Origin of the sequence: Actinopolymorpha singaporensis, from assembly GCF_900104745.1 — a bacterium.
Lineage (GTDB): Bacteria > Actinomycetota > Actinomycetes > Propionibacteriales > Actinopolymorphaceae > Actinopolymorpha > Actinopolymorpha singaporensis.
The window spans coordinates 1,004,958-1,018,280 of sequence record NZ_LT629732.1; the positions used below are offsets into that span (position 1 = coordinate 1,004,958).

Genomic DNA, 13,323 nt, shown 5'->3' on the forward strand with positions numbered 1-13,323 from the left:
GCCAAGCCCGGAACCCCCTGGGGCTGAACGTTCGTGCGACTCGGCTACGACGGGAGCCTGCCCTTTGAGGGTATGATTATCATACCGTGGAGGTATACTATTGATGGACTTCGACTTCGAGCCAGCCAAGAGCGTGGCGAACCGGGACAAACATGGGATCGACTTCATCCAAGCGCAGGCACTTTGGGACGACCCCGGGCGGATCGGAGTCCCAGCCCGGACCGTGGACGAAGCTCGTTGGTTGTTGATCGGCCGAATCGGAGACAAGCATTGGTCGGCAGTGATCACATATCGAGGCGACACAACCAGGATCATCTCGGTACGTCGTTCCCGGCAGGAGGAGGTAGGACTCTATGAGAGCTGACGAATTCGATCGGCGCTTCGACGAGGGAGAAGATGTCTCGTCTTCCCTCGACGTTGCGGCGGCACGGCGACCTGGCCTCGAGCAGCGTCGGGTGAATGTGGACTTCCCGGTATGGATGATCGAATCGCTTGACCGTGAGGCGAGGCGACTAGGCGTCACCCGCCAATCGATCATCAAGGTATGGATTGCTGAACGCCTCGAACACCACGGCCCGGCCGCCGCGTAACCCCTCACGGAGTAGGTCACGACCCCGGCCGGGCTACCTTGAACCGCTGCAGCCGGCCGCAGTTGCTCAGCCGAGGATGAATCGAACGCGTGACACGAGGTCGCTCGACTTGGCGTGACGCGCCGCGACGGCGGCTGCGCCGGTCCTGCGATCACTGTCGAACGGGCTCACCGTCGCCTGGCCGCACCCACCGTCGTGTCGGGGCACATCACCCTTGTCCATCTCAAAGCCGCGCGCGATCAGCGCTGTTCCTGGCAGCGGCGACGACTGCCTTGCGCAGGCGGGTGAGAGCTTCCGCGCGCGCGCCGGTCAGGGAAGGCTCGACCGTGAGCTGCGCGGCGCGGATCTCGAGACGCCGGGGCAGGTTGCCGACCGCGGAGTTGATCGTCTCGAGCACGGCCGGATGGGTTCCCCACGGGCCGCCGACGATGACGGTTTCGGGATCGGCCAGGGCGGCGATGGCCACGAGGGTTCCGCCGAGGGCCTGCCCGAGCGTTCGGCGTACTGAAGCGCCACCCTGGTCGTCGGTGACGGCGGCCACCAGCCGGTCGACGTCGATTGCCGTCGAGCCGGGTTGGCGCAGGTCGAGTTGCTCGAAGACGTCGATCAGCTGGGTAGCACGACCCTCTGTTCCGACGGTGACGACATGGGAGATCTCGCCCGCCATCCCGGTGTGACCCTTCATGACCCGCCCGTCGCTGACGATCGCGCAACCAAGTCCCTCGCCGAGGAAGACGTAGGCGAAGTCCCGTGACTGCGGGCCATCGTGGTGGTCGCGTTCGGCGCGCGCCGCCCAGTTCACGTCGTTGTCGACGAGGACCGGCCCACTGACGTACGGCCCGAGAATCTCCGCCGGATCGAGCTCGCCGATCAGGAACGGCTCGTCCGGGAAACGGATCAAGCGGGCTGTGGAACGATCCACCGGGCCGGCCGCGCTGACGACCGCGAGCCGGAACGGCCCGTCGGCGCGATCACGGGCCCGTTCCGTCGCGGCAACCACCGCTGTGGCCACGGCCTCCGGGCGGGCCGGCCTGTCGATCTTCTCCTCGGCCCGCACCTGGGTTTCGCCGTAGGCGTCGACGCACTCTGCCACGATCCCTTCCGGCGCGATGCAGACTGCCAGGGCAGTGCCGATGTCGGCGGCGAGTGCGTAGTACGAACCGACCCGGCCGCGGCCACGTCCGCCCGCGCTCCGCTCGCCGGTGTCCACCACGAGCCCCAGCTCCACGAGCCGCCGCACACTCTCACCCGTGGTCGGCTTCGACAGACCGGTCTCGGCGGCCAACTCGGCACGCGTCATCCGGCGCCGTCGCATCAGAGCCGACAGCACATGCTCGTCGGTCAGGCCGCGCAGCAACTCCTGGGAAGGCTTGGCGGGATCCACGGGGCCATTCTAGACAGGAGCCTTGCCTGGAAAGCTGCGTACGCCTAGAGTCCCGTTCAAGTAAGGAGCCGTGACCAGAAGGAGTTGCCATGTCGGCGAGCCCTGTCACCCTGCCCCCGCTGCCGTACTGGGACCAGACGCCGGACGACCTGCCGGCGGCGATCCGCGAGATCAAGGCCGCGCTGCGTGCCCGCATCGCCGCGTCCGGTCGTACCGTCGAGCAGGTCTTCAAGGTCGTCGAGGACGGCATCCGCGCCGAGGTCGAACAGACCACCGCCGCCCGCAGGAACGGCGAGCCGATCTGGCCTGTCATCGACTACGCCGACATCGCCGCCGGGACAGTCTCGGCCGAGCAGGTGGCCCAGCTACGCCGGCGTGGGTGCCTGGTCGTACGTGGGCACTTCGAACGTGACCAGGCGCTGGCCTGGGACCGCGAAATCGTCGAGTACGTCGAGAGCAACGACTTCTTCGCCGACTACCGCGGACCGGGGGACGACTTCTTCGGCAGCGTCGGCTCCAAGCCCGAGATCTACCCCATCTACTGGTCCCCGGCCCAGATGCAGGCCCGCCAGAGCGACCGCATGGCCCGGGTGCAGGCATTCCTCAACCGTCAGTGGACGTACGCCGCTGACGGTGTCCAGTGGTTCGACCCGGACCGCGACTCCCTCTATCCCGACCGGATCCGACGCCGGCCGCCGGGCACCAACTCGGGCGGGCTCGGCGCGCATCTCGATCCCGGCACCCTCGACCTGTGGATGACGCGGTCCAGCCAGAAGGCCTTTGCTCATCTGTTCGACGGGACCGTGGAGCAGTACGACCCCTGGCAGGCGGCTCACCGAACGGTGGGCAAGCAGTACCCGGGCAGCACGATGTGCTCGGCGTTCCGCACCTTCCAGGGCTGGACCGCCCTGTCCGACATGGACCACGACCAGGGCGTACTCCACACCGTCCCGATCACCGGCGCGATGGCGTACCTGATGCTGCGGCCACTCCTGCCGGACGTGCCCGACGACGACATGTGCGGCGTCACTGTCAACCAGGTCTTTCCTGTCAGTGAGAAGTGGCACCCGCTCCTGATCGACGCTCTCACCGGCATCCCGGATGTCAAGGCCGGCGACTCCGTGTGGTGGCACTGCGACATGATCCACAGCGTCGCGCCGGTCACCGACCAGCAGGGCTGGGGCAACGTCATCTACATCCCCGCCGCGCCGTGGTGCCCACGCAACGAGGAGTACGCCGCCCAGGTGCGCGACGCGTTCTTCACCGGTTCGAGCCCGAGCGACTTCCCGGACGAGCACTACGAACGCACCTGGGCCAACCGCTTCTCACCTGACGATCTCAACCACACGGGCCGGCGCGGGCTCGGCCTCGACCAGGGCGTGCGCTGATCCTCGGGCTGCGTCAGCCGCAGGTGACCTGGGCATCGGCCCAGTCGCCACGGTCGCCGTAGCTCCCGTCCCCACCGTCGCCCATCCGGAGCGAAAGCGTGTCGACACCGGACAACGGCACGTCAACGTCGACCGTCATCCCGGCCGAAGGACGCCGGAATCGAAAACCTTCTGCCCGTCGGCGTACGCCTGGAAGCGCACCGTCGCGCCAGTGGTGTAGCCCTTGACGTGATCATCGACGCCTACGTTCGCCGTCAACCGCGCACACCTCTTGCCGAGGCTGTACGTCACCTCCCCCGGCGCGTCCAGCCCAAGACCCATAGGCATAGGCATAGGTGATACCGGCAAGGCGCAAGGGGTTACCGCCCACTTCCGTGTCGCGGGCAACCGTCCGCCGCCCGCTGAAGGCCAGTACCCAGTCCAGGCCCACTGTCCCGAAGCAGTTGCCGTTCTGCATATGGGCTTGCCGAACGCCGGAACTGTCGGCGCTTCAGAACCGGAACCGCACGATGCGGACGGACCGCTTCATGCCGGGCAGCAGGTTGAGGACGCGGTACATCCGGCGTACGTTCGCGGGCGCCTTGGCCATCAGCACCGGCGAGTCGTTCATCGGCGCATCGTCGACGTACTCCAGCCGCGGGTGCCAGTGGGCCAGTGCGGCCGGGTCGTCGAAGCCGCAGTGGAACCGGACGCCGTACTTGCGCAGCGTGGGATCCCACTTCGAGGTTCGCCACGCCCAGACCGTCACCAGGTCGAGCTGGATCTGGCCGGCGGGGAACGCATCGACGACGCCGGTCAGCAGTTGCCGCACCTCGGCCTCGGTCAGGTAGGGCACCAGGCCCTCGGCGATCATCAGCACCGGCCGGCCGCGGGGGATGCGGTCCAGCCAGGCCAGGTCGGTGACGCTGGAGCCGATCAGGTTGTAGTGGTCACGCGGCGGCAGGAGTCGTTTCCGTAGTTCGATGATGGAGGGGTAGTCCAGGTCGTACCACTCGACGGTGGCGGGTGGGTCGACCCGGTACACCCGGGCGTCGAGGCCGCAGCCAAGGTGCAGCACCACCGCATCGGGGTGATCGGAAAGGAAGGTTCGGGCCCAGTCGTCGTGGGCTTTGGCGCGCACGACGGCGGCCAGACCCAGCTGGCTGGTGCCGAATCTGCGCTTGTCGTAGTCGGGGTCGATCCCCCGCATCGCCTGCTCGGCGTACCTGTCACCGAGAATCGGGTCCGGCAGGCGGTTGTCCAGTGCCTTGGCCCTGAGGATGGGGCTGAGGGTCTTCTGCACTCCGACGAGTTCGGTGTCGCTCACACGTCGACGCTACTCTTGTTTCACGAAATTCGTGAAGTCTGCGACAAGGTCGGATTCTGTCGGGGCCACGACAAGGAAGGGGGCCGCTGGTGGGAGCGGACGAGGGCGCCGTCGCCGCCTTCCGGGAACGGTTCGCGCAGATCATGGTCGAATCCGGCATGCCCAGGATGGCCGCGCGTGTGTACGCCGCGCTGATGGTCGCCGACTCCGGCAAGCTGTCGGCCGCCGAGCTCGCCGAGCAGTTGAGCGTCGGCGCCTCGGCGATCTCGGGGGCGGTCAAGTATCTGGTGCAGGTACGGCTGGTCAAACGCGGGCGCGACCCCGGTAGCCGCCACGACTTCTGCCGCATCCACGAGCACACCTGGAGCCACTACATCAGCCAGTCCGACCCAGTTTTGGTCCGGGTGCAGGCCGGCGCCGACGAGGGCGTCGCGATCCTGGGTCCGGACTCCCCCGCCGGCCGGCGAATGGACGAGACGAGCAGGTTCTTCGCGTTCCTGCGCGAGGAGATCACGCACTCGATGGCCAAGTGGCGGCGGCTCCAGGCAGCCGAACGCGAGGCCGGGTAGCCGAGGGGTGGCGGCGCCGTCGACAACTCGGACCTGCTCCAGGAACTACACCGCCAGGACAGCCGCGCAGACGCGTTCCTTGTGGGGCGCCAGACGTTCGAGGACCTGCGCGGGTACTGGCCCCAGCAGGCCGACGACCCGACGGGCGTCGCGGACTACCTCAACCGCGTTCAGAAGTGCGTGATCTCCACGACGATGGCCGATCCCCAGTGGCAGAACACGACGATCCTGTCCGGCGACCCGGTCGAGGAGGTTCGCGCACTGAAGGCGAAGCCAGGCGCGGACATCGTGGTCACCGGAAGCATCACCCTCTGCCACACCCTGATCGAGGCCGGCATGGTCGACGAGTACCGGGTGTTCGTCTACCCGGTCGTCCAGGGGCCGCGGCCGGCGGCTGTTCCCGGACGGGTTCGCGCTGCCGGCGCTGAGGCTGCTGGACTCGAGGGCCCTCCGCTCCGGGATCACGTTCTCGCGTTACGCACCGGCCTGATGCTCTGCGGGCAGGGAGCGGGTCAGGACGATGATGCGGCGCCCGCGTCTGCCCAGGCGGCCGCGACCAGCCGGTTGATCTGTTCGCGCGTACGCCGGTAGTGATTCGGGTCGTAGCTGAACGCGTCGAACCTGAGGCTCCCTCCGCTGCCGTCGGTGTCGATGAGGCGCATCACCGCATCCTTGCCCGCGACGTCCCGCAGTGCCTGCATCGCCCGATGGTCCTGCATGGCCGCTGCGAACACCTTGAACCTGATCGAGTCCAGCGGCTGACCCTTCGGCCCCGGATAGACGATGAAGGGGTCGCCGGCCGGGAACCCGCCTCCGGCGCAGGTGTCCTGGAACGGGTCGACGTGTGAACGCGAACCGACCGAGTTGTAGAAGTTGAACCCCCAGTGCAGGAAGCCCGCCACGTCGAACGCGAACAGCTGGTGCCCGAGGACGCGATTACGAAGCGACGGCAGGCCGATGAAGCGGTTGGCGACATCCCGCTGCTGGGAGACGCAGTAGTAAACCCACAGATCGTCGATCTTCGCGTCCAGGAAGGGCCCGATCGCATTGGTGGCCACCACCGGAATCGGCACCACGCCGTTCTGGTAGAAGGCGAAGTCGCTGAGGGCATCGACGATGGTGCAGCCGGGGAGCAGGTCGGCGATCACCGCACGCGCCGCTTCGTAGGTGGCGAGCGCCTTCTTGCCGTGCGGTTCGTCGGAGACGTGGTAGATGACGTCGCCGGACCACTGCGAGGCCAGGAACTTCCGAAGCTCCGGCACGAGCTGCTCGAGGAGCTCGCGGTATGCCGGATCCGTGGCGCCGACATGCCAGCCGAACTTGTGCACGGTCTCGCCGTTTTCCTCGACGTAGATCGCCGGGGTCGCCTCGGCCCCCCACTGGGTGAAGAAGTGCGCGATCTCGACCTGGGCCAACCCGTGCTTGCGGCACAGGTCCAGCCAGCGACCGAGCTTGTCGAAGCCGAACGAATAGCGACCGGCCGAAAAGCTGATGTCGAGAAGCTGGACAGGTGTTCTCGTGGTACCACGGGCGGTGTCCAGCGGCGGGGTCCACACCGGCGTGAGTACCGACGTCGCACCCATCTCGGCAGCACGGCCGAGAAAGTTATCGATGGCGTTCCAGTGCTCTTCGCTGAAGACCGGCACGTCGTAGTAGTGCGCCAGTCCGTCGCAGTGGAACCAGTGCGTGTTGACGATGTCGAGCGGCGGGAGTTCGTACGGGAACACCTCGAACTCGACCGTGTCCTCGAAGAGACGATCACCGTCGGCGGTCCGTGCCGTGATCGACACTTCGTGAATCCCGGCATCCGCCGCGTCGTCCACTCGCAGGTCGATCCAGACTGCGCGCCACCAACCGAACAGCGGCATGACCTCGCCGTCCACAGCCGGTCGGAGCAGGTCCGGATACAGGCCCGGCGCCTCCCGGTCGTACCGATCGTCGTGGAGTCCGGGATAGGCCATGGTGGTGCACGGGACCAGTTCGACCGTGTGCAGGGTCGCGAACCGGCTCGCGTCTCCCGCCAGTTCGAAGACGATCGGCCGGAGATCCGGAGAGCGTCCGTCGAGCGGCGGCCTGAACGCCACCTGTACGGACCCGGTCTCACGAAGGAAGAGGCTCTGCGGGATGGACCGGTCGAGCGGACGCGGATCACCATCGGTGTAGACCTTCTCCAGCGAGTCGGTGGTCACGAATGACCAACCGGTCGATGCCGTGCTCATACTGGTTGACGCTCCCTCGCCTCTGGCACAGCGCGCAGATGCATGTCGCGCTGGTGCGCCACATCGTAGCCAGCGGCCGCAGTGACGAGGCAGTGTGATCTCAGCCGCAGTTGTTCTTGCTTGTGACCACCACGTCATCCGTCGACTCGGTGAGCGCGTACTTCGCGCCTTGGATGATCAGCGGGATCTGGATCTCGGACGGCGTCGATCCACGGCCGTCGCCGTTCTCGTCGTAGACCTGCTCGTAGTGCAGGTGGGCCACTCCGGTGTTGACCGAGCCGACCTCACCGATCTTCTGGCCCTGTGCGACCTTCTGGCCTTCGCCGACAGTGAACGTGGGCATGTGGATGTAGACCGAGTACCAGCCGCCACCGTGGTCGAGTTCGATCAGGCCGGAGCCCGGCGAGATGTGGGCGACGACGCCCGGCGCGGACGCAAGCACGTCCTGGCCTCGCGTGGTCCCGTCCTCGAAGAACCAGTCGATCTTGCCCTGCTCGGGGTTGTGTCCCGCGTAGGTCGTGGCGCGCCAGCGTTGCCCGCACCTGAAGGGCAACAGGAAGTTCGGTCGACCATCCGGCAGTCGGGTGGGGACGGCCGTCGGCTTGGGTTTCGGTGTCGGCTTCGGTTTCGGTTCGGGCCTGGGCTGGGGCTTGGGCACTGCCTTCGGCCTCGGCGCCGGCTTGGGTTTCGGCCTGGGCGTGGCGGTCTTCGTCGGCTTCGGTGTGGGCGTGGCCGTGCGAGTGGGCGTGGGCGTGGGCGTTTGTGTCGGCGTGCTCGCCATTGCCATCTCGGTAGCCGTCGGCAGCGGCACACGCACTCCGCTCCGGCTCGGGCGGTGGGTGACGACTCTCTGACTCGGGGTCGGCTCGTACAGCACCTTCGCCTGCGGCTCGACGGACGCGAACACGTACGAGTAGGTAAGGACACCGACGGCCGCGAGTGCGACGGCTGCCCCCGTGGTCGCGGCAAGCAGTACCTTCCGCTTGCCCCTGTGGGTGGGAGCCGGTCTCCGCCGGGTCATCGGCCGAACTCGGTGCGTGCATCCCCGTCGAACAGGCCCCTGCACGGAGCATTACCGTGATCTTTCACGCCGTCACCTCGTCATTTCGGCTGCGCGGATGGGGGAACACGCCCCCGCGACGGTCGTGTGAAGCGCATCTTGGCCGAAAATTTCAGGTCTTGGACGGTTGGGTTCCGAACTCGGCCAGTACCCACCTTCGGTGGTCGACCGACTACGACGGCCGGCGGCGGACCGTTGGTGCTCGTCAAGCGATCGTTGACAAGCGTCAACGACCACGGTCAGGGCGCGGCTGCGACCATCAGCGTCGCCGTGCTGTCTGGGTGCTCAGCCCTTCAGCCCGCTGTTGGCGACGCCCTCGATCACGTAGCGCTGCACGACGACGTACAGGATCAACACCGGGACGGCCGCCACGGTCGCCCCGGCCATCACCACGGGATAGTCGGTGGTGCACGCCCCCTGGAGGGTGGCGAGGCCGGGTGTCAGTGTCATCTTGTTCGGGCTGAAGAGCACGAACACCGGCCAGACGAAGTCGTTCCACGCGCCGAGGAAGCTCAGTACCGAAAGCGTCACCAGCCCGGGCTTGGAGAGCGGCAGCACGATCCGGGTGAAGATCGTCCACGAGTTCGCACCGTCGATAAGTGCGCTCTCCTCCAACTCGCGAGGGATCGACAGGAAGAACTGGCGGAGGAAGAAGACGCCGAACGCGCCGGCCGCACCCGGCACCACCAGTGCCCAGTAGCTGTCCAGCCAGCCGAGCCTGCTCATCGTGAGGTAGTTCGGCATGAAGAAGATGAAGCCGGGGACGAAGAGCGTGGCGATTAAGCCCGCAGGGTCCATTCACTGGGCATGACCCGGATCGGGATCGAGCGGGCGTCGGACTCGGTCTTGAACGTGGTGAGCACCATCCACAGCAACGGCAGCACGAAGATCAGCGGCTGGCGAGTCGAATGCAGTGCCACGATGCCGGCGGGAGCGTGACGGACAACTGGTCACCAGCGAGTGCGGAGACGCCGGCCTTGGGAACGACCCGGTCGGGGAAATCCTCGGAATTGACGGCACTGTGGTCCTCGTCGCCGACGACGAGGTGCTCGACCAGGCGGAGCTCGCCGAACGCGCCCAGCCGTACGGTCCAGGAGGCGGGGTCGGCCAGCGACCGGTTGGCGGCGAAGATCGCCAGCTCACCGGACTGCGCATCGTGCGTCGCGACTGCCCACACCTGCTCGACCGCACCATGGGCAGGAGTGTCGACCTGCCCATGGTCACCGCCGAGCATCAGGACGGTGCCTCGGGCGTACTTGGCGGTCAGAGCGAACGGATGGAAGATCGTCTGCCGCCACGCGGCTCCGCCCGGCACCGTCAGAATCGGCGCGATCGCGTTCACCAGTTGCGCCTGGCAGGCCACCCCGACCCGGTCCGTGTGGCGGAGCAGGGTGATCAGCAAGGATCCGACCACGACCGCGTCGAGCGCGGTGTAGACGTCCTGGATCAGCGCGGGTGCCTCGGTCACCTCGGCGGTCTGCTCCACCTCCTTCTCGGCGTGCCGGGCTGCGAACCAGACGTTCCACTCGTCGAAGGAGATGTTGATCCGCTTCTGCGAGTGCCGTTTGGCTGCCACGTGGTCCGCGGTCGAGACCACGTCGCGGATGTAGCGGTCCATGTGCGCCGAGACCGCCAGGAAGGACACGTCGTCGCCGCCGATCGGCTCGTAGTACACGTGTGCCGAGATCAGGTCGACGTCGTCGAAGCAGTGCTCGAGAACGATGCGCTCCCAGTCGCCGAAGGTCGGCATCGCCGGGTTCGAGGAGCCGCATGCGACCAGTTGCAGATCAGGGTCGAAGGTCTTGTACGCGTGCGCGACCTCCTGCGCGAGCCGGGCGTACTCCACCGGCGTCTTGTGGCCGATCTGCCACGGGCCGTCCATCTCGTTGCCCAGACACCACAGCCGTACGCCCCACGGCTTGACATGTCCGTTGCCCACACGCTGATCGGCGTACCGCGTGCCGGGGGCGCCGTTGACGTACTCGAGGTAGTCGACCGCCTCGGCCAGGCCGCGGTTGCCGAGGTTGACTGCGAGCATCGGTTCCAGCCCGACGCGGGTACACCAGGCGAGGAAGTCGTCGGTGCCTACCTGGTTGGTCTCGATGGAACGCCAGGCGAGGTCGAATACTCGAGGTCGCGACGCGCGCGGCCCCACGCCGTCCTCCCAGCGGTAGTTGGACACGAAGTTGCCGCCCGGGTAGCGGACGACGGTCGCGCCGAGTTCACGAACGAGCGCGGCGACGTCGCCGCGGAAACCGTCCTCGTCGGCCGAGGGGTGCGTGGGCTCGTAGATGCCGGTGTAGACACACCGGCCGAGGTGCTCGACGAAGGTACCGAACAGCCAGGGATTGACCAGTCCGACGGAGAAGGCCGGATCGATCGTGGAGGTCACAGGCACCGGCGACTCCTGAATAAAAATTCAACGATGTAATCGCGGTGCCGGAAGTGTGCTACAGCCCAAATGTGCTGTCAATGACTCGGCGGCGGCAATACTGGCCAGCCCTCTCCCCGGTTTCGTGGTCGCTCTCGACGTCGGGGTTGCGACGGCCGGGGGGTTCCTCAGGTCCACTCCGGACGAACCTCGTCCGGACAGATATCGTCGCGTCGCCGATCACCAGCCTCTGTGGCCGGAAGCAGAGCCGCGATCGTTTCCCTTTCCAGCTCCCGGGTTCTTCCCCTTCTTCTTCCCGTTGTTACTTCCGTGGTTGCTCCCATTGCTGTTCTGCCTGTCGTTCCCTCGGGTGGTCTTCTCTCCCGTGGTCTGGCCCGGCTGGGTCTGCTGCTCCTGCTCACGCGACTGCTGCTGTCGTCGTTGGTCCTGCGTCTGTTGTTCCTGCCGCCGCTGCTCCAGGGCCAGTTGTTCCTGGGTCTGCTCTGCGAGCTTCTTCTTCTCTTCCGCCAGTTCCTTCGCCAGTTCCTCGCGTTCCTTCTTCAACTCTTCGCGCGCCTTGTCGTCTGTCGGCTGCAAGCGGGGGAACCTGGCGGTGAGGCTGGTCACCGCGGCCAGGATGGGCTCGGTCTGCGCGCTGTCGAGCTCGCCGGCCTCGTGGGCCGCGATCGTCACCTGCACCAAACGGTCGAGTTCCGTGCGCGCCTGGTCGAACTGCCTGGCGGCGAGCGCACGGTCGACTCTGCCGAGGATGGCGTCCAGCTCGGGCACGGTCTCAGCAGGCGCGCCCGCGCCGCCGCAGCCGGTGGCCAGCAGCAGTGACAGCCCCAGCCCGGCGAGGCGTAGACCGTGCCGTCTCCAAGGACGTACGAGGCTCATCGGTCTCCCTCCACAGCGTCGTGCAGGTCCTGCAGGGGCTTCTGTACTCGGTCCGGTACACCGGCCGGAGTGTCTCGCTGCGGGGGACGGCCACTGAGGGTGTTGCTCCAGAGGGTCACACCGAGCACGAGGACGAGCGCCAGCACCGCAGCCGTTGCCCATCTCCAGGCAAGGCCGGCCCTCCGTGCAAGGCCCGCCGGCCGGGAAACGGCACCCAGCCCCGTTGTCCGTAGTTGTCCGGCGGCGGCCGTCACCACCGCACTGCCTGGCAGCGAGCCGGCCGTCGAGCGGGTCGCAGGAGACTCTCCGACGTCGGTTCGCCCCGTGAAACCAGGCTTCGCGGGCTCCGTCTCGGCGGCGAGTCGACGCAGGCTGTCCACCGCCTCCACGGTGGTTGGACGGTCGGCAGGGTCCAGGGCGGTCATGGCCAGAAGAAGGTCGCGCCAGCCGGCAGGCAGTGTCGACGGCATCGGAGGTGGTGTCGTCAGGCGGGCAAGTGCCGCTTCGGCGGGCGAGCCGTCGTACGCGCGCTCGCCGGTCAGCGCCTCCAACAACACCAGACCGAGCGAGTAGACGTCGGTCGCCGGAGAGACCGGCTCGCCACGTACCTGCTCGGGCGCGATGTAGGCGGCGGTTCCCACGGCGGTCCCCGTCGCGGTGTGGCCAGTGGAGGCCGACAGCAACCGGGCGATTCCGAAGTCGGTGAGCAGTGCGCGGTCATCCTCGGCCAGCAGCACATTGGCCGGCTTGACGTCGCGGTGGACGATTCCGTTGTCATGGGCATAGCGAAGAGCTTCTGCCAGTTGCGCGCCGATCGCCGCCACCCGCGTCGTCGCAAGCGCCACCCCCCGGCAACAGTCGGCGAGACTGGGCCCGTGGACCAGCTCCATCACGAGGTACGGCTCCTCGTCGCTGGTCGCGGCGTCGAGAACCGTCACCAGTCCCGGATGACTCAGCCTGCCCAGCAGGCGGGCCTCGTCGGCGAACCGCGCCCGGTCGCGTTCCTCCACCGAGGCTTGCCGCAGCAGCTTGACCGCCACTTCGCGCTCCAGGACCCGATCACACGCGCAATACACCTCCGCGGTGCCGCCCTGACCGATCAGTGAACGCAACACGTAGCGGCCCCCGAGGACGGCCGATCGCCTCATAGCCGGATTGCTCACCTGGTTCCTCTCCCGCACACCCCACGCAGGCTCCGTGCGCCGCGGCCATGCGGGCGGGGCAGGCCGCCCGTCTCACCTACCCCAATCTGGCGAGCCATCCCCCTAACCGCCTCTTGATCTTGGCCGCCGGCGGCCACCGTGGGTTTGGGTTCCAGAAGGCCGTTGACCCCCCCCCCCGTCGACCAGGCGATACTCCTGCCGAGCCTCCTGCTCGGCCGAACCATGCCCGAAGCCCAGTTCGTCGGCGGCCGACTGGAGAGGTGGACCTTCGGCTACCTCGTCGACGTCCTCCTCACCCGCGACCCATCCCGAGCACGACGGCCGAATCCTCGACGACATCGCGCGCGACTGGGCCGACCGCCACGGCCGGCCCTGG

At 67.4% G+C, this 13,323-nt stretch carries 17 protein-coding genes; 6 read left to right on the top strand and 11 right to left on the bottom strand.

Translation table 11 applies throughout. The features are described from left to right. Positions 1-103: 103 nt before the first annotated feature. Both BLU27_RS31100 and brnA read left to right on the top strand, forming a co-directional pair. Positions 104-364, top strand: coding sequence for a BrnT family toxin (locus BLU27_RS31100; RefSeq protein ID WP_092650849.1), 261 nt, complete (start codon positions 104-106; stop codon positions 362-364). Continuing rightward, a complete protein-coding gene (gene brnA / locus BLU27_RS04610) occupies positions 354-590 on the top strand; it encodes a type II toxin-antitoxin system BrnA family antitoxin (protein WP_092650851.1) in 237 nt (78 codons plus the stop codon). Before BLU27_RS31100 ends, brnA begins: the two co-directional genes overlap by 11 nt. Before the next feature lie 223 nt (positions 591-813). On the opposite strand, the gene BLU27_RS04615 is transcribed toward brnA, so the two are convergent. Beyond that, positions 814-1,974, bottom strand: a complete 1,161-nt coding sequence (locus BLU27_RS04615) for an ROK family transcriptional regulator (protein WP_092650853.1) — start codon at positions 1,972-1,974, stop codon at positions 814-816. Between the two features lie 89 nt (positions 1,975-2,063). On the opposite strand from BLU27_RS04615, the gene BLU27_RS04620 reads away from it, so the two are divergent. After that, positions 2,064-3,362, top strand: a complete 1,299-nt coding sequence (locus BLU27_RS04620) for a DUF1479 domain-containing protein (protein WP_092650855.1) — start codon at positions 2,064-2,066, stop codon at positions 3,360-3,362. Positions 3,363-3,375: 13 nt separating this feature from the next. Here BLU27_RS04620 and BLU27_RS30775 read toward each other — a convergent pair whose 3' ends face one another. From BLU27_RS30775 to BLU27_RS04635, 3 genes are all read right to left on the bottom strand, one after another. Then, the gene (locus BLU27_RS30775; protein ID WP_092650857.1) at positions 3,376-3,501 is read right to left on the bottom strand and encodes an NPCBM/NEW2 domain-containing protein; all 126 of its coding nucleotides are present in this window, start codon (positions 3,499-3,501) and stop codon (positions 3,376-3,378) included. Further along, complete coding sequence (locus tag BLU27_RS30780) at positions 3,498-3,689, bottom strand: NPCBM/NEW2 domain-containing protein (protein ID WP_157728217.1); 192 nt, start codon at positions 3,687-3,689, stop codon at positions 3,498-3,500. Before BLU27_RS30780 ends, BLU27_RS30775 begins: the two co-directional genes overlap by 4 nt. 163 nt (positions 3,690-3,852) lie before the next feature. After that, a complete protein-coding gene (locus BLU27_RS04635) occupies positions 3,853-4,668 on the bottom strand; it encodes a class I SAM-dependent methyltransferase (protein ID WP_092650861.1) in 816 nt (271 codons plus the stop codon). An 89-nt stretch (positions 4,669-4,757) separates the two neighbouring features. Here BLU27_RS04635 and BLU27_RS04640 point away from each other — a divergent pair, with 89 nt between their 5' ends. Continuing rightward, positions 4,758-5,237, top strand: coding sequence for a GbsR/MarR family transcriptional regulator (locus BLU27_RS04640; protein ID WP_197681682.1), 480 nt, complete (start codon positions 4,758-4,760; stop codon positions 5,235-5,237). Between the two features lie 33 nt (positions 5,238-5,270). Then, positions 5,271-5,828: a dihydrofolate reductase family protein gene (locus tag BLU27_RS04645; protein ID WP_197681875.1), complete on the top strand. Its 558-nt coding sequence runs from the start codon at positions 5,271-5,273 to the stop codon at positions 5,826-5,828. On the opposite strand, the gene BLU27_RS04650 is transcribed toward BLU27_RS04645, so the two are convergent. Together BLU27_RS04650 and BLU27_RS04655 are read right to left on the bottom strand one after the other, a co-directional pair. Continuing rightward, positions 5,750-7,456 (bottom strand): DUF4091 domain-containing protein, encoded by a 1,707-nt coding sequence (locus BLU27_RS04650; RefSeq protein WP_092650863.1) that lies wholly within the window; start codon positions 7,454-7,456, stop codon positions 5,750-5,752. The genes BLU27_RS04645 and BLU27_RS04650 overlap by 79 nt on opposite strands. 100 nt (positions 7,457-7,556) lie before the next feature. Beyond that, positions 7,557-8,009: a M23 family metallopeptidase gene (locus BLU27_RS04655; RefSeq protein ID WP_157728218.1), complete on the bottom strand. Its 453-nt coding sequence runs from the start codon at positions 8,007-8,009 to the stop codon at positions 7,557-7,559. Between the two features lie 31 nt (positions 8,010-8,040). Between BLU27_RS04655 and BLU27_RS04660 the strand changes: the two genes are divergently transcribed. After that, the gene (locus tag BLU27_RS04660; RefSeq protein ID WP_092650867.1) at positions 8,041-8,310 is read left to right on the top strand and encodes a hypothetical protein; all 270 of its coding nucleotides are present in this window, start codon (positions 8,041-8,043) and stop codon (positions 8,308-8,310) included. 491 nt (positions 8,311-8,801) lie between these two features. Here BLU27_RS04660 and BLU27_RS04665 read toward each other — a convergent pair whose 3' ends face one another. The 5 genes from BLU27_RS04665 to BLU27_RS04680 all read right to left on the bottom strand — a co-directional run bounded on the left by BLU27_RS04665 (position 8,802) and on the right by BLU27_RS04680 (position 12,932). Beyond that, positions 8,802-9,314 carry a carbohydrate ABC transporter permease gene (locus BLU27_RS04665; protein ID WP_241827782.1) on the bottom strand — a complete coding sequence of 171 codons (513 nt, stop codon included), beginning with the start codon at positions 9,312-9,314 and terminating at the stop codon, positions 8,802-8,804. Continuing rightward, positions 9,296-9,436 (bottom strand): hypothetical protein, encoded by a 141-nt coding sequence (locus BLU27_RS30210; protein ID WP_241827783.1) that lies wholly within the window; start codon positions 9,434-9,436, stop codon positions 9,296-9,298. The genes BLU27_RS04665 and BLU27_RS30210 overlap by 19 nt, the downstream gene beginning before the upstream one ends. After that, positions 9,406-10,914: an arabinosylfuranosidase ArfA gene (gene arfA / locus BLU27_RS04670; protein WP_092650869.1), complete on the bottom strand. Its 1,509-nt coding sequence runs from the start codon at positions 10,912-10,914 to the stop codon at positions 9,406-9,408. Before arfA ends, BLU27_RS30210 begins: the two co-directional genes overlap by 31 nt. Before the next feature lie 213 nt (positions 10,915-11,127). Continuing rightward, positions 11,128-11,784 carry a hypothetical protein gene (locus BLU27_RS04675; RefSeq protein WP_092650871.1) on the bottom strand — a complete coding sequence of 219 codons (657 nt, stop codon included), beginning with the start codon at positions 11,782-11,784 and terminating at the stop codon, positions 11,128-11,130. Beyond that, complete coding sequence (locus BLU27_RS04680; protein ID WP_092650873.1) at positions 11,781-12,932, bottom strand: serine/threonine-protein kinase; 1,152 nt, start codon at positions 12,930-12,932, stop codon at positions 11,781-11,783. The genes BLU27_RS04675 and BLU27_RS04680 overlap by 4 nt, the downstream gene beginning before the upstream one ends. Positions 12,933-13,323 lie beyond the last annotated feature (391 nt).